Here is a 22519-nt window from a genome sequence, read left to right on the forward strand (position 1 = left end):
TTTTATTTAATAGGAAATTTCGCCTTGGCGGCGAAACCTTGAATTAAAAGGCCCGGCAAGACCGGGCCACGCAAAGCGGAGGTATATTGGCTATAAATTACCAATCTACCTCGTCAAAGAATTCGTCATCTTCGTGCATAAAGTAATCCATGTCGAGAAGGTCTTCATCGTCCATCTCGCGGATTTCGTTCGCCGACATGCCTTCCGGCGGATTTTGGATGTATTTCTCTCTAAGCTTTGCTATTAGTTCTTTACTAGCCATGGCTGTTCCTCCTGTAGCATGATTTTATCATGCACAGGAATACGAGGGAACACTGCCGATTTTTGAAGATGGAGCTCTGCTCTTGGGACGGCATTTTCCCATTGCTTTTTCATATAGGGCTTCGAGAGAAACACGTTTGTGGTTAAAGTGCAATTCAAGAAATTTCATGGTTCTGGTGCACTTGGGACAACTCAATGGATCATATCCGAATGCTGACAGGATACCTGAACGCCATTGAAGGAATGATTTAAAGAATGGTTTTTTAGATGGATGAATCAGCTGGTAAAGCTTTTTGTCTGATTCTCTATGACGGCCATACACACCATAGTAACGTATCATTTTAAAGTCTTTTTCGGGTATGTGCTGGATAAGACGTTTGATGAATTCCATGGAAGGTATGGTCTCGGTGACAAGGACTTCGTCCTCATGTCTGTTGTAGTGGAAAGTGACAGTATCATGCTCTTTATCATAAGAGTCAATCCTTGAGAGGCCGATTACTGGACGACCAAGGTAGCGACCTATATATTTAGCCACTGTGTGCCTGTCAGCAAGGGTGGGTTTTGCGTAGATATAGAAACCATCTTTTTGATTTTTGTATGAGAGGGCTTTTTCTTTTTTGAACAATGCTTTCTTCTTGGGATCAGTAATACGGGCTTCCATTAGATTAAGCAGAGCTGTTTGAAAAGCATGGCGTAAGTAGTGGTAATTAAAGTGATTGACTCTGCGCCAAAAACCAGTGTCGCCTACACCACCTTCAGATATGAGGCAGTGGATATGAGGATTCCATTCTAAAGGACGACCAAATGTATGAAGAACCAGAATGTAACCAGGTGTGAAGCTCTGACTCTTGTTGATTTTGTAGAACATACGGTTAATAACACTGCTGACAGCTTCGAAAAGACAGTTAAGAAGGTCGCGGTCTTCGAGAAAGTAATGTCGTAATTCTTTTGATATGGTGAATACGCAGTGTCTGTGCTGGCAGTTTATGAGCTTGAAGGACATAGCCTGAGCACGTTTCTGTGAATACATGGCACCACATGTAGGACAGAATCTTGAATGACAACGAAAGGGAATGAATTTGAGAGTACCACAATCAGGGCAGCCGTACATGGCGCCGCCATAGGCAGGATCTCCGCAATTGAGCATCTTATCGATGTTTTCAATTTCAGTTTTGCGGGGGTGAAGAGTATATTGAATTTCTTCGTAATGATCGCGGAACAGATTTTGTAGTATGTTTCGTTTCATAAAAATCATTATGAATGAGTTGAGGCAAAAAACAACCCCCACCCCTCATGATTGAGGGGCAGGGGAGCTGAAGTGCCGCAGGCACTTTTTTATGATATAGTGAAAAAAGAAAAAAGGAGTCAGGAAATGAAAAGTTCATCTATAAGCAATAAAACGAAAGACATCATTTTCATTCTTCTGACAGCCTTCGGTTTTTCTCTTATGACATTTCAGGTGGAGATATAATTTGAGGAATGAATAGGAGGGGGATATGCTATAATTAATGGTGTTATCGTTAAGGATTTTTTGCGAGGTGCGTGAATATGTACGATTTTGTAACCTGTCCTGACAGACGAAATGCCAGCGCTTACAAGTATATAAATATGATTAAGAAAAATCCCGATGTTCCGGAGGAAATAATTCCGTTGTCTGTTGCAGACATGGAGTTTAAGAATGCACCGGAGATAGTGGATGGACTTAAGGATTATATCGGAAAAACCGTCCTTGGATATACTGCTCCAACGGATGGTTTTCTTAATGCTGTCGTAGATTGGCAAAAGAGGCGCCACAACTATGCTATAGAGAAGGAATGGATTTCGTTATCCGATGGCGTAGTGCCTGCGCTCTGCGATCTTATAAGAGCTACCACTAAGGAGGGTGAGGGAGTGATCATACTTACTCCTGTCTATTATCCCTTCAAAAAATCCATCGAGATGAATGGCAGAAAAGTTATGGATGTGGGTCTTGTCACAGATGGCAAGAGATACTCTATAGACTTTAATGCTTTAGAAAAAGCGGCTTCTGATAAGAATACAAAGCTCATTCTTTTCTGCAATCCTCACAACCCTGTGGGACGTGTCTGGACAAAAGAGGAGCTTCTTAAGGTATACGAAATCTGCGTAGCAAATGATGTCTTTATCGTTGATGACGAGATTCACAACGACCTTATAATGCCCGGATACGAGCATACCGTTATGGCTAAGGTTGCGCCAGATGCAGGAAAACACATGGCTGTATGCGTTGCTCCAAGCAAGACCTTTAACCTTGCTGCAATGCAGACATCAATGGTGATAATAGAGGATCCTGAGGTCAGGAAAGCCTTCGATAAAGAAAGATATAAGGGCTACAGAGATGCGCCGAATCCTCTTGGAATGGAGGCCTGCAGGCTTGCTTATACCCACTGTGAAAAATGGCTTGATGAATGTATCGAAGTGATCCATGGTAACGCTGTATTTTTAGAGGAGTTCATGAAGAAACACTTCCCCGAAGTCGTGGTGTATCCAATGGAAGGAACATACCTTATGTGGTGCGACTTTAATGCATGGGGCATGGCACATAAGGAGCTGGAGAAATTCATGACCGGTGAAGCGCTGCTCTTCTTGGATGAAGGCTACTGGTTTGGCACAGGCGGAGCGGGATTTGAGAGATTCAATTTGGCATGTCCGCGTTATATAATAGAAGAAGCTTTGAACAGACTGCTTAAAGTAAGGCACTGTTGATAAGCTAAAAGAGGGAATAAAAAGTTTTGTTTGGAGGGAATTGTTTATGCTTATTTTGTTGATCGCTGTGGTGATAGTTCTGTTCTTTGTAATTTCCTTAGTGCTGTGCATCCTTGATGACAAAGCAGCTAAAAAGGAAAACAGAAAACGTAATGAAGGCCTTGTGGTGCTTACTGCAATTTCAGGCGTGATGTTTGGATTTGTTATTGCAGGTGCCATTGTGGTAGGAATTCTTGCACTGCTCATTGATGCATTTATGAGGAGCATGTGATATGAGTGATAGGAAGTTTTTGGGGATTCTGATCGCAGAGATCGTGGCAGGTATTGCTATAACTGCAGCTCATGCCGCCTATATTTATTATGCATATACCAACTCCTCTATTATTTACTTTATTTCTAAGGAGTTCTGGTTATGAAAAAGCGGCTGATCATTCTTTTTTGCGCAGTACTATTTCTGGCATTAAATATCTTTTTATATGTAACAATAACAAGGCGCCTTGGCAATAACTACAGCGGAGCAACCCAGCTGAAAATGGTAGATGTTGCGAAATTCCTGCCCTTTGAGGAGGACTCGTTACTTGCAAGAACAGGTTCATCCATGCATTTTTCGGAAGGAGATGACCTGCCTGTACTTGACGGCGCAGCGGCCTTGGTTCCGGTATATGCTTCTGTTATCGACAGCATTTACCCCGAGGGGTGTGTTACCTATGAGGGCGGAAGCTTTTCGGATGATAATAAATATGGTGAGAACTTCGCCGACGACAGCGCGATGAAGTACCAGAACACCATTCGCGGCTTCGATGCCATGGTGGACGGATCTGTTGATCTTTTCTTCACAGCCCATCCGTCTGAAGACCAATTGAACTCCGCTAAGGAGAAGGGCGTAGAGCTTGAAATTGTTCCCGTGGGTCTTGAGGGCTTCGTCTTTTTTGTAAATAAAAATAACCCCGTGGATGGTCTTGCTGCCGATCAGATTCGCAAGATTTACAGAGGCGAGATAACAAACTGGGAGGATATCGGCGGAGCGCCGAGAGCCATCAATCCACTGACCAGGATAAAGGGCTCGGGAAGTCAGACCATGATGGACAAATTCATGGATAATGATATACATCCATACAGAAATGTGTTTTCGATTTTCGGAGCTTCTATAGGCTATTCCTTCCGCTATTATCTGTCAGGAATGGTAGCTAATGACAACGTGAAGATGCTTTCCATAGACGGCGTCTATCCTGATGCTGAAAACATCAAAAACGGAAGCTATCCCTTAACTGCCAGTTTCTATGTGGTATACAGAAAAGACAACACTAATGAAAATGTCAAAAAGCTCGTAGACTGGCTGCTTACAGATGAAGGACAGCAAATGATCGAAGCCTGCGGGTATGTACCGATTAACTAAATATAAAGAAAATTGACTTCCCTGATGTTGGACATCTGTTGGACAACGAATAATATAATAACAATAAATTTACAAACTTATTATATTTTGTGTATTTACTCTTGTGAGGGGGAGGACTACCATGAATATGAAACATATCGGAATATCTCTTTTTGTTTGCGCAATTATGCTGATATTTGCAGGTTGAATTTGATGAGTGATTCAGAGAAAAATTCGATTTTTTTAAATGAGTATCTGATGCACGCTGAGTGCATTTTTGCAGTCGGTACCAGTTTGGTTACAATAGCGCTTATTTATTCTCAGGGTGACGGCTTTGCCATATTTCAGGTATTGGTAAAGCTTTTCACTGTTATTACTATGTTTTTTGCTTATAAAAAATATAGCTGGGACGTAGCGAAGGGAATTATGGGCGGTGTACTCTTTTGCCTGATGTATCAGGAAGCGCATCTTGTGCTTGAGCACTTGTGGGGACAGGAGGACTTCGACGCTTACCTTGTTGTGGGCGTTCAGGGAAGTATCTATCTGGCAGCAGCCGGAATGTCCTTTCTTATGACTATCATAATCACCATCAATCACTTCATTATCAATTACGCAAAGCACGGCAATCCCGGCAACGTTATCTTAAACAGGATTGCCATTATTTATAAGTTTGTTGTTTACATCATTTTGCTGATAACAAACAGCCTGCTTGATTTTAGCAAGACCATCGAGTGGGAAACAGGATTGCAGTATCTTACGGATATCGCAATCCTTCTTCTGATTGTGAGCATAGAATCGCAGCTTGATTCCTTCAAGGTTCTCAGGCAGGAGCTTCTTAAACAAAAAAGGGAACGTAAGAATAAATGAGTATCAAAAAACGTTTATTGGGTATGTGGCTTATGTCCATGACCCTTCTTTCATTTGGAGCATATACAACCTTCTTTGTAGCACAGATGTCGGCACCCTACATTGTCTATCTGGCGCTTCCATTCCTGCTTAGCTTTGCTCTGATAATCTATTTGTGGGGAACGGAGAAGATAAAATGGAAGCCGATTAAGCTCCTTTATTACCTGTGCTATGCTGCTTCTTTTTTCGTTCTTCCTGCGTTTATTTTTATTTTCATGGGACTTATATCCCAGTACCATGTGAATATTCCGGAGAGCATAGATGCAACTAACATGCCTGTAGAGGATATACTGCCGGGCGATGAAACCACCATATACAAAACAGAAAAAGTATATGTGTTTTTCCCGGAGTATTCTGTGGTTGATCTTGAATGTGGAACGAGACCCTCCAAATCGGATGAGTCCATAACCTGGTGCTGCGGCGCAGCATTCCAGCATGCAGTTCAGATAACCTTTAAGGATGACAATATCGAAGGCGATCACGCTTCCCATGGTGTATTTTATGACAGCCCCTATGACAGGGATGCAGATGCAGCATTTACCTTTGCTAATGGGAAGTTCAGATTTGAGTTTGATGAAAAGACCAAGGCCGTTCAGACAGCAGCCAAGGCTGGAGGATCAGGCTTCATGCAGCTTGGAATGATAGATGACACTGAAGCTGTTATGGACTTCGACAGACCGAGAGCCAGATGCTACCGAACCCTCGCAGAGTTAAACGGGAATCTGTGCATAATAGATTCAGTTAAGATGATGCACTTTGATGAATTCATGGATGAGCTTGACAGGCTCGGAGTCACCAACGCTGTCTACATGGACATGGGCGCCGGATGGAATTATTCCTGGTACAGGAAGGTCGACGGAAAAGTAAGGACGCTGTTTGGACTTCCTGTTCCCTGGTCACATAACTGGATTGTGTTTAGGAAGTAAGATCTTGTTTGGAAGAGCTTCACTGTATATTGTTAGATAATCCTGTTGAAACCTGGCCCCCGCTACTTATTCCTGGTAGCGGGGGTGTTTTTTATGGAGATTTGTTTTTTATGGAGATTTGTTTTTTTATGGAGATTTGTTTTTCTTGGTACGTCAGTGCTTCTAATATTACTCTAACTGGTTGCACAAGAAATTTTTTCAATTTTTGAGTTGAGTCAGTACCGCTCAAAATGCCCAAATTGGTTGCACGAAAATTTGTTTTTTAATTTCCGGTTACGCCGATGCAGTCGATTATTACAATACAGGTTGCACGATTTTTCTCTGCGGGGATAACTTTTTGGAAGCCGTTACGTCTGGACGCGAACAAATTTGATTGCAGATTGAACAAATAATTTTTGCTGTTACGCCAGCTAATTGCATTTAACAATTTCAGGTTGAAAGAAAAAATGTAAAAGTGATTTTGCGTCAGTCAGAATTGAGAAATATGATAATTCCGGATGAACCAGCCCTATGCTTAGAACAATATTTTTTACCTTTGTTGGACATGTGTTGGACAGGGGTAATTATTATGGTACTTGTAAATGACACATCAAAATATTTTCTTATGAGGAGGAAGATATGAGGGATAGAGTTTATGGAAAAGTTATTGCAGCAGCAATGATAACAGCAATGTCTGGAATGCTCATGGCAGGATGCGGAAGCCAGGGAGCAGCTCCGGAGAGCGCAGTTACAGAAGAGGCTGTAGAAACAACTGAGGAAGCTGCAACAGAGAACATCGATGATACGGAAGCAGCAACCACAGCAACACCTGACAAGGTTGACGAGAGTATTGATGGGGAGTCAGAGGAAATCGCAGCAGGCACATACTTCAAAAAGGGAGTATATGCCAACTACACAAAGGAAACTGAGAGCGAAGATAAAACATACTTCTACGTATTCTCAGAGGACTGGTATGGATACACAGAAGACGGAACAACAGGAATGGGACTTCCGTTTGATGTAACTGAGGAAGGCGACTCAGTAAGGTTTACGTTTGGAGGAAAAGAAGAAGCAGAAAGCGTATTAAAAATCGCATCATCAGAGGATGGCAAGGTAACAGGCGCATTTGAAGATGGTATTGAGCAGATATGGGAGCTTCTTCCTGATGTAGATCCTAAAAGCTTTAGCGCTGAGAACTATGTGAATGGACCTGAGAACAGTGTTTACCATGATGGACTTGGCTGGAACATCAAATATGATGCAAACAAGTTTACAGTAACACCTCAGAATGGTCAGGTTTTCATCGTATATCAGGGTGAAGGAGCAGGAACCAACTGCATCACAGTTACATACACTGTAGAGGATGGTGGAGAAGGCGCTATCAAGGCACTTGGGGAGTCCTGGGGTAGCGACAAGACCACATACTCAGAGGGGATTTTCCCCGGAACAGAGGATGTAAAAGGCTATTGGGCAACATTACCGCCTGCAGAAGAAGGCTCAGGATTATATGAGACAGCAGTAGGAAGAGATTTCCTTGAAGGCGCACTTATATTTGAACTTACAGGACACAACAGTGGTGATGAAGAGAAGGATATGGAAGTCTCTGATGAGATGGCAGCTATTATCGATTCTCTGACATTTACTAATTACGAGCAGTGAGATCTCTTGAGGGGTAGATTATGAACAATAGATTAAAAGTAACAACTTTTATATTTATCGCTGCGATCACACTTGGAGCGTGCTGCATTTGCAGCGCCTCCTGCTGTGGCTTTGTTTCGATTTATCCATGAGAAGGCTTGATTTTTTTTCAATATAGATTAAAATAACATACAAATGCTAAGAACAGAAATAGTAGATGTCTTGAGACCTTCAGAGAGGAGCCGGCTGGTGGAAGGCTTTGGTTTTCGGATATTGAACCCGTCTGGGAGCAGCAGAAGGGAAAACTGATTTATTCAGAAACTTCTGACGGAGGTCACCGTAATCATAGGCATGTGAGTGTCAGCTCACAGTGAGGTGCAGGTATTTAGCCTGAATTTAGGTGGTAACGCGGATAAAACTATTATTCGTCCTAAGTATACAAATAGAGTATGCTTAGGACTTTTTTATTTCTTCGAAATAAAAAAGCGCTCCGCGAGGATGCACACTCGCGCGAAAGGAATATATTGCTTACAGCAATCGCGCTCGGCGCAAGAATTTCGCAAGCGAAATTCTATTCTATGCATTATAGAATGTTTTACTTTTTTTGAAAGGAGTTATTATCATGAAACTTAGCAAATTAGTCGGAGTAAGGTTTAAGGAAAAGCCTGCATACTGCGTAATCGACAGCCACACCTTCAGTCTTCGTGGCGGTTATATAAAGCGTGTATCAAACGGTATTTTTTCACTCTACACTCCCATGAAGAGAGTTACTCAGAACATCGAGAAGATCCTCAGAGAGGAAATGGATGCTGTTGATTGCCAGGAGGTTATGTTACCTGTAGTTCTTCCCGGATCACTTTGGGAGGAGTCAGGACGTTACGAGAGCGTAGGAGAAGAGCTTTTAAGATTCAAGGATAGAAATGATACTCCTATGGTACTTGGTATGACCCATGAGGAGGCTGCTGTACATCTTGCAAGAGAGTACGGAAGCACCTATGCAAATTATCCCTTCGCTTTTTATCAGATCCAGACCAAGTATCGTGATGAAGCTCGTCCCAGAGCTGGTCTTATAAGAGTTCGTGAGTTTACCATGAAGGATGCTTATTCCTTCCATACTTCTCAGGAGGACCTCGAGAACTACTATGACAAGATGGCAAGAGCCTATGACAGAATTTTTGAGAGAGCAGGAATTCCTGATGTAATCTCAGTTAAGTCCGATTCAGGAATGATCGGTGGAAGCGTATCTCACGAGTACATGCTTCTTACAGACGCCGGAGAGGATTCAATAGTTCTCTGCGATGACTGTGGCTACAGTGCAAACATGGAGGCAGCAGACACAACAGTTGATAACTCCGGATGCACACCTGCAGGCGAGCTTAAGAAGGTTCACACTCCCGGCTGCAAGACCATCGAAGAAGTATGTGATTTCCTTCACAGCAAGGTTGAGGAGTCATGTAAAGCAGTTGTTTACCAGATAAACGCTACAGACGAATTCGTTGTTGTATTTATCCGCGGAGACTATGAGGTCAACGAGACCAAGCTTGTTAACTATCTCCATGAGGACGTTCATCCAGGTGAGATTACTGAGGATTGCGGACTTGTTGCAGGCTACTGCGGACCTTACGAGCAGAATGCTAAGTGCAGAATCATTTATGATAAGTCACTTGAGGGTATTGAAAATCTGTGTTGCGGCGGTAACGAGACAGATTACCACTACACAGGTCTCAATATTAAGAGAGATATCGGCGACGTTGAGTATGTTGATGTCAGCAAAATCCGTGACGGTGACATCTGCCCCTGTTGCGGTAAGAAGACTATCAGAATCAGCCGTGGTATTGAGGTTGGTAATATTTTCCAGCTTGGTACAAAGTATTCAAAGAGCATGGGAATGACCTATACTGATGAGGACGGAACTTCAAAGACACCTATCATGGGTTGCTATGGTATCGGTGTAGGACGTCTTGCTGCAAGTATCATGGAAGCAAAGCACGACGACAAGGGACCTATCTGGCCCATCACCGTTGCTCCCTGGAAGGTTCATGTTTGCTGCATGAGAAGAGACGACGATGCATGCAGAGAGGCAGCAGATAAGATTTACGAAGAGCTTACAAACTTAGGTATAGATGTGCTCTATGATGACAGAGATGTTCGCGCAGGTGTTATGTTCGCTGACGCAGATCTTCTCGGGGTTCCCGTACGTGTTATTGTCGGCCCCAAGGCTCTTGCAAGCGGAGAGATCGAGCTTTGCACAAGAGATAAGAGTATTCAGCTTAGCGTTAAAAAGGACGATATAATCGCTGAGACCAAAAAGCTCATGGATACACTTTATGAAGAGATCAATTCCAAGGTGAAGAAATGAAAGAAACAACAGAGGATACAATAAAAAAAGCTGAGACCAGTATACAGAAAAAGTATCATAAACAGCTTTTTTCACCATTTGCAAGAGCCTGTAAAACATACAGGCTGATTGAAGAGGGCGATCACATCGCTGTGTGCATATCAGGTGGAAAAGACTCGATGCTTATGGCTAAGCTTTTTCAGGAAATCCAAAGGCACAGAAAGGTTAATTTTGAATTGACCTTTCTTGTGATGGATCCGGGTTATGTTGATGCAAACAGGGCTTTGATAGAAAGTAATGCGGCAGCACTTGGAATACCGGTTACTATTTTTGAGAGCACCATATTTGACACCGTGGATAATATAGACAGAAATCCATGCTACCTCTGTGCGAGAATGCGACGTGGTTATCTCTACAGTAAGGCAAAGGAGCTTGGTTGCAATAAGATAGCATTAGGACACCATTATGATGATGTTATAGAGACAATCCTTATGGGGATGCTCTATGGTGGACAGGTTCAGTCCATGATGCCCAAACTCCACAGCACCAACTTCGAGGGAATGGAGCTTATCAGACCGATGTATTTCATCAGGGAGAGCGATATTTGTGCCTGGAGAGACTACAATAATCTGAGATTTTTGCAGTGCGCATGTCATTTTACTGAGACCTGTTCCACGTTAAATGATGACGGAAGCTCAAATTCCAAGCGACTTGAGATCAAGAATCTTATCGCTGAACTTAAAAAGACCAATCCCTTTGTGGAATCCAATATTTTCAAAAGCGTAGAGAATGTAAATCTTGATACTGTTATAGAGTACAAGCAAAAAGGAGTAAGACACAATTTCCTCGAGGAGTACTAATTACTTGTGTAAAACTTGATTTATTTTAATCTATTTTTATTCAGAATTAATCAATTGCAAAAAAGTGATTGACAAGAAAACTAAATGAAAGTAAACTCCTTAATAACTTAATACTTTAAACCGATGAAGCGGAGATAAAGGTAATGATGCCTTCACAGAGAGTCCGGGGTGGTGAGAGCCGGATAAGAAACAAGTTATCAAATGGACCGCTGAGGGTGCAGTGAAAAGCGCCGTTCGCGCTTAGTATTCTGCAACGTAGGGCATACGTTAGTTGCCGGGGATATGTTGGTATCCTGATAAGCGCGTAGTTTTTGCTATGAATCAAGGTGGCACCGCGGATAGATTAGTTAATTATTCGTCCTTGACAGAAGTGTATTCTGTCAAGGACTTTTATTATGCAAAAAAAGGAGGAAAAATCATGATCAAAGAAGCAATCGAAAAAATCGTAAACAAAGAGGACCTTACTTATGACGAGGCCTATGCAGTTATGAACGAGATAATGGGCGGCGAGACAACCCCCACTCAGAACGCAGCATTTCTTTCAGCTCTTTCAACCAAGAGTGCAAGAGCTGAGACCACCGAAGAGATCGCAGGCTGTGCAGCAGCTATGAGAGATCACGCAACCAAGGTTGAGACAGATATGGATATTTTCGAAATCGTTGGAACCGGCGGCGACAATGCACACAGCTTCAATATTTCCACAACCTCAGCTCTTGTAGCGGCAGCAGGCGGAATGAAGGTTGCAAAGCACGGAAACAGAGCAGCATCATCAAGCTGCGGAACAGCAGATTGCCTCGAGGCTCTCGGAGTTAACATCCAGCAGGATCCTGAAAAGTGCATCGAGCTTTTAAACGAGGTTGGAATGTGCTTCTTCTTTGCTCAGAAATATCACACCTCCATGAAGTATGTAGGTGCTATCAGAAGAGAGCTTGGATTCAGAACAGTTTTCAACATCCTTGGACCACTTACAAATCCCGGATCACCCAAGATGCAGCTCCTCGGTGTATATGATGAGTACCTTGTTGAGCCCCTTGCACAGGTTCTTGTAACCCTCGGAGTTAAGAGAGGAATGGTTGTTTACGGAATGGATAAGCTTGATGAGATTTCACTCAGTGCTCCTACCAAGGTTTGTGAGATTAAGGACGGATGGTTCAAGACCTACACGATCAAGCCTGAGGACTTCGGTCTTAACAGATGCACCAAGGATGATTTAAAGGGTGGCAATCCTGAGGAGAACGCAGAGATCACAAGAAGAATCCTTGCAGGTGAAAAGGGACCCAAGAGAGATGCAGTTCTTATGAACGCAGGCGCATCACTTTATATCGGAGGAAAAGCAGACAGCTTCGCAGATGGCATAAAGCTTGCAGCTAAGATCATTGATTCCGGAAAGGCAACAGAGACACTTGAAAAGCTGATCGAGGTCAGCAACAGAGCAGAAGAGAAGAGTGCATAATGACAATTTTAGATGAACTTGCAGAATACGCGAAGGTTCGCGTAGGAAAAGCAAAACAGAATATATCACCTGAAGAGATGCGATGGGAGGCAGAGGTACTTCAAAAGGGAGACTTCTCATTTGAAAAGGCCCTTAAGAAGGAAGGAATATCCTTCATCTGTGAATGTAAGAAGGCCTCACCTTCCAAGGGCATCATCGCAGAAGAGTTTCCTTATCTCGAGATTGCGAAGGAATATGAAAAGGCAGGAGCTGATTGTATCTCAGTCCTCACAGAGCCCAAGTGGTTTTTGGGAGATGACAGATACCTTAAGGAAATCACAGATGCTGTAAAGATTCCCTGCATCAGAAAGGACTTCACAGTTGACGAGTACATGATATATGAAGCCAAGGTTCTCGGTGCATCGGCAGTGCTTCTCATCTGTGCGATTCTCGAAGGAGAGCAGATAAAGGAATACATAAACATATGCGACAGTCTTGGATTATCAGCTCTGGTTGAGGCACACGACGAAGCTGAGATTGAAATCGGACTTGAAGCAGGAGCCAGAATAATCGGTGTAAACAATAGAAACTTAAAGGACTTTTCAGTGGATACCGGAAACAGCATGAGACTTAGACAGATGATCCCGAGAGATGTTATCTATGTTTCAGAGAGCGGAATCAAGACACCGGAGGATGTGAGAGCACTTAAAGGAAACGGAGTCGATGCGGTACTCATCGGTGAAACACTTATGAGAGCTGCAGATAAGAAAGCAATGCTGGAAAGCCTTCGCCCCTCCGGGGAGAAGGTGGCACGAAGTGCCGGATGAGGGGCATATGATAAGAACAAAATTCTGTGGCCTGAAAAGGCCGGAGGACATCCAAATAGTAAACAAGCTTCATCCCGACTACATCGGCTTTGTGTTTTTTAAAAAAAGTAAGCGCAATGTGGAGCCTTTAGAGGCAAAGACTCTAAAGGAAAAGCTGGATACAAGCATTAAGGCAGTCGGAGTTTTTGTTGATGAAGATTCGGATACGATAGCAAAGCTTGTGAGCGCAGGAATAATCGATGTCATCCAGCTCCACGGAAAAGAAGATGAGAAATATATTGGACAGTTAAGAAAACTCACCGATGCAAAAATCATCAAGGCTTTTCAGATAAAAGGTGACACCATAAAAGAAAAGCTGGATGAACAGATAGAGGCAATAAATAAATCCTCTGCAGACATGGTTCTCATCGATTCAGGTCAGGGCACAGGTTCAGCCTTCAAATGGGACATATTAAAAAGCATCGAAAGACCTTACTTCCTTGCAGGCGGCATAAATGCAGACAATATAAAGGAAGCGGTAGATGTTATAAAGCCTTACGCCATAGATGTAAGCTCTGGGATTGAGACTGGCGGCGTTAAGGATGAGGAGAAAATGAAAAAAATAATCGAAGTAGTAAGGCACTCTTAAAGCCTTCTCCCTATGGGAGAAGGTGGCACGAAGTGCCGGATGAGGGCAACAAAAGGAGAAACAACATGACTAACAAAGATGGAAGATTCGGAGTCCACGGCGGACAATACATTCCCGAGACTCTTATGAATGCAGTAATAGAGCTTGAGAAAGCCTACAATCATTATAAAAATGATCCTGAATTTAACAGAGAGCTGACAGAGCTTTTAAATGAATATGCGGGAAGACCTTCAAGACTTTACTACGCTGAGAAGATGACAAAGGACCTTGGCGGAGCAAAGATCTACTTAAAGAGAGAGGATCTCAACCACACAGGATCACACAAGATCAACAACGTTTTAGGTCAGGCTCTCCTTGCCAAGAAGATGGGAAAGACAAGACTTATCGCTGAGACAGGTGCAGGTCAGCACGGCGTTGCAACAGCTACAGCGGCAGCTCTCATGGGAATGGAATGTGTCGTATTCATGGGAGAAGAGGATACCAAGAGACAGGCACTTAACGTATACAGGATGAGACTTCTCGGTGCTGAGGTAGTCCCTGTAACATCAGGAACTGCAACACTTAAGGACGCTGTATCAGAGGCTATGAGAGAGTGGACCTCCAGAATTGATGATACACATTACTGTCTTGGATCAGTTATGGGACCGCATCCTTTTCCTACTATAGTAAGAGACTTCCAGGCGGTTATCTCCAAGGAGATCAAGGAGCAGATTCTTGAAAAGGAAGGACGACTTCCCAATGTGGTAATGGCCTGTGTAGGCGGCGGATCAAATGCGATCGGAACCTTCTACAACTTCATTGAGGATAAGGATGTTAAGCTTATCGGCTGTGAGGCAGCAGGAAGAGGAATCGATACCTTTGAGACAGCAGCAACCATAAATACAGGAAAGCTCGGAATTTTCCATGGTATGAAGTCCTACTTCTGCCAGGATGAATATGGTCAGATAGCTCCGGTTTATTCCATTTCAGCGGGACTTGATTATCCCGGAATCGGACCTGAGCACGCTAATCTCCACGACACAGGACGCGCACAGTATGTACCTGTGACAGATGATGAAGCTGTTAACGCATTCGAATATTTATCAAAAACAGAGGGCATTATTCCTGCGATTGAGTCTGCACACGCAGTTGCTCACGCTATAAAAATTGCTCCGACAATGAGTAAGGACGAGATCATAGTTATAACAATTTCAGGCAGAGGCGATAAGGACTGCGCTGCAATTGCAAGATACAGAGGGGAGGATATCCATGAGTAAGATAGTAGAAGCATTCAAGAATAAAAAGGCGTTCATTCCCTTTGTTACCTGTGGTGATCCCGACCTTGAGACCACAAAGAAAATCCTCCGTGAGCTTCAGGCAAACGGAGCAGACCTCATAGAGCTTGGCATTCCCTTTTCAGATCCCACAGCAGAGGGACCCGTGATTCAGGGAGCTAATATCAGAGCACTGAAAAACGGCATCACCACTGATGATATCTTCGATATGATAAAGGAAATCAGAAGCGAGATCACAGTACCCATGGTATTCATGACCTATGCCAATGTTATCTTTTCCTACGGAATGGATAAGTTCTTTGAAAAGTGCAAGGAGAACGGAATGGACGGAGTTATCCTTCCCGATGTTCCTTTCGAAGAAAAGGAAGAATTCGTAGATGCAGCAGGAGCTTATGGTGTTGACTTCATATCCATGGTAGCTCCCACCTCCGAGGACAGAATCGCCATGATCGCAAAGGAAGCTAAGGGCTTCATCTACATCGTATCAAGTCTTGGGGTTACAGGAACCAGAACTTCTATCAACACCAACGTTAAGGATCTTGTTGATAAGATAAGAAAAGTGACCGATGTACCTTGCGCCGTGGGCTTTGGAATTTCCACTCCCCAGCAGGCAAAGGAGATGTCCGATATATCGGACGGTGCAATAGTTGGCTCAGCTATTGTCCGAATTATTGAACAGTATGGCAAGGACGCACCTGTTCACGTTGGAGAGTTTGTAAAGAACATGAAGAGTGCCTATAAGGCATCATGAGGATAAACATGAAAACATTACCTGAATACAACGAAATAATAAAATTAGCTTCGACCGGAAACTATGACGTAGCCCCCGTAAGCTGCGAGATCCTATCTGATTTCATAACACCTATTGAGGCTATGCGAATACTAAAAAAGGCATCCAGGCATGTATATATGCTGGAGTCCGCGCAGGCCAACGAGACCTGGGGAAGATATACTTTTCTTGGCTACGAGCCTACCATGAAGATCACCTGTGCAAATGATGTTGTCACCATCACAGATGAAAATGGCAATGAAAACTCCAGGACAGGAGATCCTTCTGAGTGCCTTAGAGAGATTCTCTCAAAGTACAGAAGTCCCCGCTTTTCATATCTTCCTACCTTTGCAGGTGGAATGGTGGGATATTTCTCCTATGACTATCTTGGCTACAGCGAGCCCACGGTGAGAATGGATGTAGAGGATTCAGAAGGCTTCATGGATATGGACCTTATGCTCTTTGAAAAGGTCATCGCTTTTGATAACACCAAGCAGAAGATTGTTCTTATTTCTAATATGAAGCTTACTTCTGAAAAGGGCAGCAGTCCTGAATTCCTGAAGGAAAGCTATGAGAAAGCTGCAAAGGATTTAGAGGATATCGAGAAGCTTCTTAAAACAGGTGAAAAGCTTGAGGAGACTCCCGGAAAGCTTCTTGGTGAAATGACTCCTCTTTTCAATAAAGAGCAGTACTGTGACATGGTTGAGAGAGCGAAAAAGCATATATTCGAGGGAGATATTTTCCAGATAGTTCTTTCCAACAGATTCTCGGCGCCCTTTGAGGGAAGTCTTTTTGATACCTACAGAATGCTGAGAACAATCAATCCTTCTCCCTACATGTTCTATTTTTCAGGAACAGATGTAGAGGTAGCAGGTGCATCTCCTGAGACACTGGTTAAGCTGCAGGACGGCGTTCTCCATACCTTCCCTCTTGCAGGAACAAGACCGAGAGGCGCAACAGAGGAAGAGGATAAGAGACTCGAGACAGAGCTTCTTGCTGACAAGAAGGAGCTTGCTGAGCACAACATGCTGGTGGACCTTGGTAGAAATGACCTTGGAAAAATCAGTAAATTCGGCTCTGTTCAGGTTGAAAAGCTTCACTCCATCGAGCGCTATTCACATGTAATGCACATCGGTTCAACAGTCCGCGGAGACATAAGAGATGACAAGGACGCACTGGATGCCATTTCATCAGTACTTCCTGCAGGAACACTGTCAGGTGCACCTAAGATTCGCGCATGCCAGATAATAGGTGAGCTTGAAAATAACAAGCGCGGTATATACGGCGGAGCCATCGGCTACATCGATTTTACAGGCAACATGGACACCTGCATCGCAATCAGAATAGCTTATAAGAAAAACGGAAAAGTGTTTGTCAGAAGCGGTGCCGGAATAGTTGCGGACTCAGTTCCGGAGAAGGAATTCGAGGAGTGCATGAACAAAGCTAAGGCATCCATGAAGGCTTTGCAATCGGAGGAAACATCATGATACTACTTATAGATAACTACGACAGCTTTTCATACAACCTATACCAGCTGATCGGTGAGATAGAGCCTGATATTAAGGTGATTCGAAATGACGAGATGACAATCTCTGAAATCGAGGAGCTTAATCCCGACAGAATAATCCTGTCACCCGGCCCCGGAAGACCTGAGGATGCCGGTATATGCATGGAGGTAGCAACAACTCTTGCAAAGAAGATACCAACTCTCGGTGTATGTCTTGGACATCAGGCAATCTGTGCTGCCTACGGAGCTACCGTAACCTACGCCAAGGAGCTTATGCATGGAAAACAGTCAGATGTGAAGTTTGATTTAAACTGTCTGCTCTTTGCAGGACTTCCTGAGGTAGCACCTGTTGCGAGATATCATTCTCTTGCAGCTGATGATGCCACGATTCCGAATGAACTGATCGTTACCGCCCGCACCACAGACGGTGAAGTCATGGCAGTAAAGCACCGCGATTATCCAATCTATGGAGTTCAGTTCCACCCTGAATCCATAATGACTCCGGATGGAAAGCAGATGCTGAAGAATTTTGTAAAGGGATAAATTCGAATAGATAAATAAGAAATGAGAGTAGAGAAATTCATTTTTTGTAGAAGATCTCTATTCTCTTTTTTATTGTCTTTGAATAATGTATTAAAACAATATTAAAATCATTAAATATGTAATTACGCGCGAGAATATAATTTGTGTTCAAAATGTGAAAACAATATGGCTATACTGTGTTCACGGAATATAATAAAATATAAACTTTTTATAAAATGAGACGTATAGCGTAAAACCGCATGGCTGCTGGCTTGACAATGGTTTTGCATCGGAATATAATCAGAATTGTCACGAGCAAACGGTTACGACAAACCGTTAAAAACAACTATTTCTATGAGTGGAGGTAATTAAATATGTCAAAATTTTCTAAACTTGGTGCTACTGCGCTCGCATTAGCACTCTCACTTACAATGGTGGCACCCATCACAGCCAATGCTCAGATTATCGAAGAGTATGAAAGGGATGCAAAGGGCAAGGTAACAAACACTACCTATAGAGATGAGGACACAAAGAAGAGTTTGTCCACAAAAGATGGTTATGTTGTTATTGATCCAGCTGCTGCATTATCAAAGGATCCCAAGTACTTTTATATATGTACTAATTCATATGATGAGTATATGCAATTTAATACAACTAAAGATGTTGCCAGATTTGAGAACTTTAAAGGCAAAAAAGGTCTTAAGGTTAAGGTGATTAAGAAAAGAGAATATACTGATCCTAATCCTACGGGACCTATAGATGCTGATTATGTAGATAAGAATTATGACGGATACTATAAGAACGTTAAAGGTGAGATTGTAAAGGTTGACGCTGCATCAGCTCTCAAGGGCGATTCCTCTGGTAGTTATACTGTAAGATTTTTTGCTAAGAAGGCTGGAACCTATAAGGTAAAATATACTGCAGTTCTTAAGGATGGAACTACTGTAGAGAAGTCCATTAAGGTTATCGCAAGAGATGATGGCACTGCTATAAAGAGTGTTACATATGCAGGAAAAGTTATTGCTGAGTCCGAAGATTTAGATAAGCCTTCTGATAATAAATTGTGGACAAAGGGATATGGACTTAATGTTACTAATTCAAAGAAGGGTGTTATCAGAGTTAACATGAATAAAGACTTCAAGCTTAAGAAGATTGAAGTTGGAACTCCCAATATTGAAAAGAAAACATACGCAGACGGAGAAGAAACAGAAAGGTATGTAAAAGCTAATTCTTCATTAGATTCTGCCTACGATAGTGCCGAAGGTGTTACATGTACGTGGAAGAAAGTAAAGAATGGTAAGAAAATTAAGCTTGCTAAGGTAGATGATTCTAAAATTGGTACTGATCCAATTGATCCTAAGACTACTAAGTTTGAATCTAAGGATACTTCTACCACAACATATATAAGAGTTACTTACTATGATAAGAAGAACAAGAAGACAAAGAGAACAACTTACACAATTAACCTTGTTCAGAAATAATTTATAAGGCTATATGTTTTATCTTTATCAGAAGATAACGTTTTGGTTCGTGACAAACCATTATAAGTTTTAATTAACACCCCAGGATGATAATCATCCTGGGATGTTTTTTTTGCAATATAAAACTGCCATCAGATTTTCATCTGACGGCAGATAGAAGCATTACTTAGAATCACATGTATGGGCTTTATGATATTCCTCTAGGAGTTCATTCTGGACAGCTTCGTTATCTACAGCTCGAAGGATATCATCGGTACGATTTAGAGATCTTAACCAGGAGTAAAGGCAATTAATTTCTGCTTTGCCTTTAGCCTCACCTTTAACTTCTCCTATAACAACTCCTTCTTCATACCCATCCTGATGGACATTTTTCAGATGAAGTTCTTCATTATATTCCAGTACACTCATCTCAAATACCTCCGCACGTTGTTTTCGCAGAAAATCGGCAAGGATCTCCTCAATAATATACATAGCGATAGCAATGCAGCAGGATTGCTACTGAAGTAAGTGATATTATTTATCGCTATTGTCATGGGCTTTACGATATTCCTCTAAAAGTTCATTCTGGACAGTTTTGTTATCTACAGCTCGAAGGATATCATCGGTACGATTTAGAGCTTTTAGCCATGAGTAAAGACAATCAATTTTTTTTATGCCTTTAGCCTCACCTTTGGCTTCACCTTTAGCTTCTCCTTCATCATATGCTTCTTTCTTAAATAATTCTAAAGTTTCGGCTTCATCATATTCTGTTAATAACATTCCTTTTACCTCCGCTCTATGAATTTCAAGGAAGTCCTTGATAATAAAATCATCGGGCATTTCATCAATTGCCAGAGATGTTGCTTCTTCAATGTCTGGCTTATCAGCTTTAGACATATTATCCTGAATGCGTTTTATAAACCAGGAATACTCGTAAAGCGGTTTGCATGAACCAAGAAGCTGTGCGTTATGGCCGTAGTTTATATTAAGCATTCTGACTCTGACTTCGACATCTGATTCCTGCCGATGAGCTTCTGCAAATGAATCACTGAGTTTTAGGATGATTTCATCTGCTTTTTCAGTTTCTCCGTTATAAAAAACAACCAGTTTTGGTACGGGAAGCATGATGAGCTTCGAACCATACTTATTGAGCTTGTTTTTCTTAACGTAGCTTTCGTATAGGTTGCCTAAATACTGTAATTGTCTAAGTGGCATGTTGGGATTGAACGTACTCTGATGCTCATATAAGCTGACTATATCGTATATTATGAATGATGTATCATTTCTCATTCTCATATACAGAACATCTTTAATAGTATTAAATTCAATCGCATTTTCGTCCGTATGGGCAGAGCCGTTTACTGCATTATACAGGCTCAGTGTCCATTTCTTGTTTTCAGGATAGCCAAAAATAAAGTTAAACAGGCGATCCTTATTATTGTTGTTAATAGTTACTTCTTTCAATTTAATCCTCCTTGTATGTCTGTGTCATAAGACCATACAAGGTAACGAAATAGAAGAAAACCAACGAATCCAACTACTATAATTATATCCTACAACGTTCATTCAAACAATCTGTGGAAAAGGTGGGAGAAGCTCCCGGATACCAAATATGGTCGTCTGACCAGAGGCTATAATACGATAGAAAAAGAGATATGTCAATAATAAGAAATATACAAGAAAACAAAAACAAGATAGGATGTGATGAGCGAGCTTATAAAATAAAAAAAGTATAAAGTTGAGTAATACAGTCGTATTTGGCTGTTTGAGAACGTATATTAAAGTAAAGGGCAAATATTTTAAACAAATTAAAGATTATGAAGGGAGAAGCATATGGAAGGGATTAAAAAGAATGCAAATATAGCAGCAAACACTGCCAAGGTATTCAGAAATCTATTTGTTGTTGGTATTGTGTTAAGTGTAGTAGGCGCAATTTTATCTATACTGATGGCGGGATTTGTTAATATGTATTATCAGGATCCGGAAAAAGTTGCAATGGCAGCGGGTTCACTTGATGCTGACATGGGATTTTTCAATTTTATCAAAATGGCTAATTTGGTTGAGCGCGGATTGTATGGTCAGTATTTTGCAATTCAGCTCCTTTGCTGTGCTGTACTTTGTGCGATATAATTTTTCCTTTTCAAGGTTCTTCACAAAAATCTGTCCAGTATAAGGGATAATGGTTATGCTTTTGATAAGTATTCAGAGAAAAAGACAAAGACTTATTACATCGCAATTGTAATATTACTTGTGCTTTTCCAGGGATTGGGAGAGGGAATTATAGTAGGCCTAATCCTTTGCGGATTATTCCTTGTTACAAAGGCAGGATATGTAGAAGAATGATAGCTTTTCAGCATGCGTAGTCTTTAACGATTTTACAAGTGAGGTACTCCCCGGGATGAGTGATCATTTCGGGGAGTTTTTATAATATAAAACTGCCATCAGATTTGACTCTGATGGCAGTAAATACAATCATTTGGAATTGCATGGATTTGATTTTTGATATTCTTCCAGAAGCTCATCTTGAACAGTCTTGTTGCCTACAGCTCGAATGATATCATCGGTACGATTAAGTTCTTTTAACCAAGAGTAGAGAGCATCCATTTCTGCTATTGCTTCATCATGCGCTTCTTTTTTAAATAATTCCAAAGTTTCGGCTTCGTCATATTCTGTTAATAACATTCCTTTTACCTCCGCTCTATGAATTTCAAGGAAGTCCTTGATAATATAATCATTTCAATAAACGTAAACTCATATCAAAAAACTTCCGTTTGTAGCTTTTAGGATAATCTATAAGATTCTCCTCAGTAATACACATATCGATAGCAATATAGTAGGATTGCTACTGAAGTAAGTGATATTATTTTTCGCTATTGTTATGGGCTTTACGATATTCCTCTAAAAGTTCTTCCTGGACAGATTCGTTGCCTACAGCTCGAATAATATCGTCAGTACGATTTAGATCTTTTAGCCATGAGTAAAGACGATCAATTGTTTTTTTGCCTTTAGCCTCACCTTTAACTTCTCCTATAACAACTCCTTCTTCATACCCATCCTGATGGACATTTTTCAGATGAAGTTCTTCATTATATT

The 22519-nt window shown here is 41.8% G+C and carries 22 protein-coding genes, 2 pseudogenes and 2 other annotated features; of the genes and pseudogenes, 18 read left to right on the plus strand and 6 right to left on the minus strand.

Going from position 1 to position 22519, the window contains the following annotated elements; all coding sequences use genetic code 11:
• Positions 1-97: 97 nt before the first annotated feature.
• Positions 98-262: a hypothetical protein gene (locus G601_RS26495; RefSeq protein ID WP_170832732.1), complete on the minus strand. Its 165-nt coding sequence runs from the start codon at positions 260-262 to the stop codon at positions 98-100.
• A 27-nt stretch (positions 263-289) separates the two neighbouring features.
• Positions 290-1507: an IS91 family transposase gene (locus G601_RS0113190; RefSeq protein WP_081673487.1), complete on the minus strand. Its 1218-nt coding sequence runs from the start codon at positions 1505-1507 to the stop codon at positions 290-292.
• Positions 1508-1809: 302 nt separating this feature from the next.
• On the opposite strand from G601_RS0113190, the gene G601_RS0113200 reads away from it, so the two are divergent.
• From G601_RS0113200 to G601_RS0113285, 17 genes and pseudogenes are all read left to right on the plus strand, one after another.
• Positions 1810-2985, plus strand: coding sequence for a MalY/PatB family protein (locus G601_RS0113200; RefSeq protein WP_035790761.1), 1176 nt, complete (start codon positions 1810-1812; stop codon positions 2983-2985).
• 46 nt (positions 2986-3031) lie between these two features.
• The gene (locus tag G601_RS0113205) at positions 3032-3256 is read left to right on the plus strand and encodes a hypothetical protein (protein ID WP_026492115.1); all 225 of its coding nucleotides are present in this window, start codon (positions 3032-3034) and stop codon (positions 3254-3256) included.
• Between the two features lies 1 nt (position 3257).
• Complete coding sequence (locus G601_RS26225; protein ID WP_155834545.1) at positions 3258-3401, plus strand: hypothetical protein; 144 nt, start codon at positions 3258-3260, stop codon at positions 3399-3401.
• On the plus strand, positions 3398-4381 hold the full coding sequence (locus tag G601_RS0113215; RefSeq protein WP_035786306.1) for a PstS family phosphate ABC transporter substrate-binding protein: 984 nt from the start codon (positions 3398-3400) through the stop codon (positions 4379-4381). Before G601_RS26225 ends, G601_RS0113215 begins: the two co-directional genes overlap by 4 nt.
• A 192-nt stretch (positions 4382-4573) precedes the next feature.
• Entirely contained in the window at positions 4574-5227 is a 654-nt protein-coding gene (locus G601_RS0113220; RefSeq protein ID WP_026492113.1) for a hypothetical protein, read from the plus strand.
• Complete coding sequence (locus G601_RS0113225; protein ID WP_026492112.1) at positions 5224-6192, plus strand: hypothetical protein; 969 nt, start codon at positions 5224-5226, stop codon at positions 6190-6192. Before G601_RS0113220 ends, G601_RS0113225 begins: the two co-directional genes overlap by 4 nt.
• Positions 6193-6810: 618 nt before the next feature.
• Positions 6811-7830, plus strand: coding sequence for a hypothetical protein (locus G601_RS0113230; protein WP_026665645.1), 1020 nt, complete (start codon positions 6811-6813; stop codon positions 7828-7830).
• Between the two features lie 170 nt (positions 7831-8000).
• Positions 8001-8245: a binding site (T-box leader), on the plus strand.
• 186 nt (positions 8246-8431) lie between these two features.
• Positions 8432-10168, plus strand: coding sequence for a proline--tRNA ligase (locus G601_RS23245; protein ID WP_035790762.1), 1737 nt, complete (start codon positions 8432-8434; stop codon positions 10166-10168).
• A gap of 32 nt (positions 10169-10200) precedes the next feature.
• Positions 10201-11007, plus strand: a pseudogene (locus G601_RS23250) (tRNA 2-thiocytidine biosynthesis TtcA family protein); the annotation flags it as partial.
• A 114-nt stretch (positions 11008-11121) separates the two neighbouring features.
• Positions 11122-11373, plus strand: a binding site (T-box leader).
• 52 nt (positions 11374-11425) lie between these two features.
• Positions 11426-12460: an anthranilate phosphoribosyltransferase gene (gene trpD, locus G601_RS0113250; RefSeq protein ID WP_026492110.1), complete on the plus strand. Its 1035-nt coding sequence runs from the start codon at positions 11426-11428 to the stop codon at positions 12458-12460.
• Positions 12460-13266: an indole-3-glycerol phosphate synthase TrpC gene (gene trpC, locus G601_RS0113255; protein WP_026665646.1), complete on the plus strand. Its 807-nt coding sequence runs from the start codon at positions 12460-12462 to the stop codon at positions 13264-13266. Before trpD ends, trpC begins: the two co-directional genes overlap by 1 nt.
• Before the next feature lie 7 nt (positions 13267-13273).
• The gene (locus G601_RS0113260; RefSeq protein WP_026665647.1) at positions 13274-13894 is read left to right on the plus strand and encodes a phosphoribosylanthranilate isomerase; all 621 of its coding nucleotides are present in this window, start codon (positions 13274-13276) and stop codon (positions 13892-13894) included.
• Between the two features lie 65 nt (positions 13895-13959).
• Positions 13960-15150 (plus strand): tryptophan synthase subunit beta, encoded by a 1191-nt coding sequence (gene trpB / locus G601_RS0113265; protein WP_026665648.1) that lies wholly within the window; start codon positions 13960-13962, stop codon positions 15148-15150.
• A complete protein-coding gene (gene trpA / locus G601_RS0113270) occupies positions 15143-15919 on the plus strand; it encodes a tryptophan synthase subunit alpha (RefSeq protein WP_026665649.1) in 777 nt (258 codons plus the stop codon). The genes trpB and trpA overlap by 8 nt, the downstream gene beginning before the upstream one ends.
• Positions 15920-15927: 8 nt before the next feature.
• The gene (trpE, locus tag G601_RS0113275) at positions 15928-17424 is read left to right on the plus strand and encodes an anthranilate synthase component I (RefSeq protein WP_026665650.1); all 1497 of its coding nucleotides are present in this window, start codon (positions 15928-15930) and stop codon (positions 17422-17424) included.
• On the plus strand, positions 17421-17987 hold the full coding sequence (locus G601_RS0113280) for an anthranilate synthase component II (RefSeq protein ID WP_026665651.1): 567 nt from the start codon (positions 17421-17423) through the stop codon (positions 17985-17987). The genes trpE and G601_RS0113280 overlap by 4 nt, the downstream gene beginning before the upstream one ends.
• A 353-nt stretch (positions 17988-18340) precedes the next feature.
• Positions 18341-19447 carry a hypothetical protein gene (locus tag G601_RS0113285; protein ID WP_026665652.1) on the plus strand — a complete coding sequence of 369 codons (1107 nt, stop codon included), beginning with the start codon at positions 18341-18343 and terminating at the stop codon, positions 19445-19447.
• 162 nt (positions 19448-19609) lie between these two features.
• Here G601_RS0113285 and G601_RS0113290 read toward each other — a convergent pair whose 3' ends face one another.
• Entirely contained in the window at positions 19610-19918 is a 309-nt protein-coding gene (locus G601_RS0113290; protein ID WP_207638052.1) for a hypothetical protein, read from the minus strand.
• Positions 19919-19960: 42 nt separating this feature from the next.
• Positions 19961-20890: a hypothetical protein gene (locus G601_RS23255; protein ID WP_051205841.1), complete on the minus strand. Its 930-nt coding sequence runs from the start codon at positions 20888-20890 to the stop codon at positions 19961-19963.
• 369 nt (positions 20891-21259) lie between these two features.
• On the opposite strand from G601_RS23255, the gene G601_RS0113300 reads away from it, so the two are divergent.
• Positions 21260-21556: a hypothetical protein gene (locus G601_RS0113300; RefSeq protein WP_026665654.1), complete on the plus strand. Its 297-nt coding sequence runs from the start codon at positions 21260-21262 to the stop codon at positions 21554-21556.
• Positions 21557-21898: 342 nt separating this feature from the next.
• Here the strand turns inward: G601_RS0113300 and G601_RS0113305 are convergent, their stop codons facing one another.
• Positions 21899-22108, minus strand: a complete 210-nt coding sequence (locus G601_RS0113305) for a hypothetical protein (RefSeq protein ID WP_026665655.1) — start codon at positions 22106-22108, stop codon at positions 21899-21901.
• A 178-nt stretch (positions 22109-22286) separates the two neighbouring features.
• A pseudogene (locus tag G601_RS26500) lies at positions 22287-22519 on the minus strand (hypothetical protein); the annotation flags it as partial.

The sequence above is a fragment of the Butyrivibrio sp. FC2001 genome (assembly GCF_000424125.1).
Lineage (GTDB): Bacteria > Bacillota > Clostridia > Lachnospirales > Lachnospiraceae > Butyrivibrio.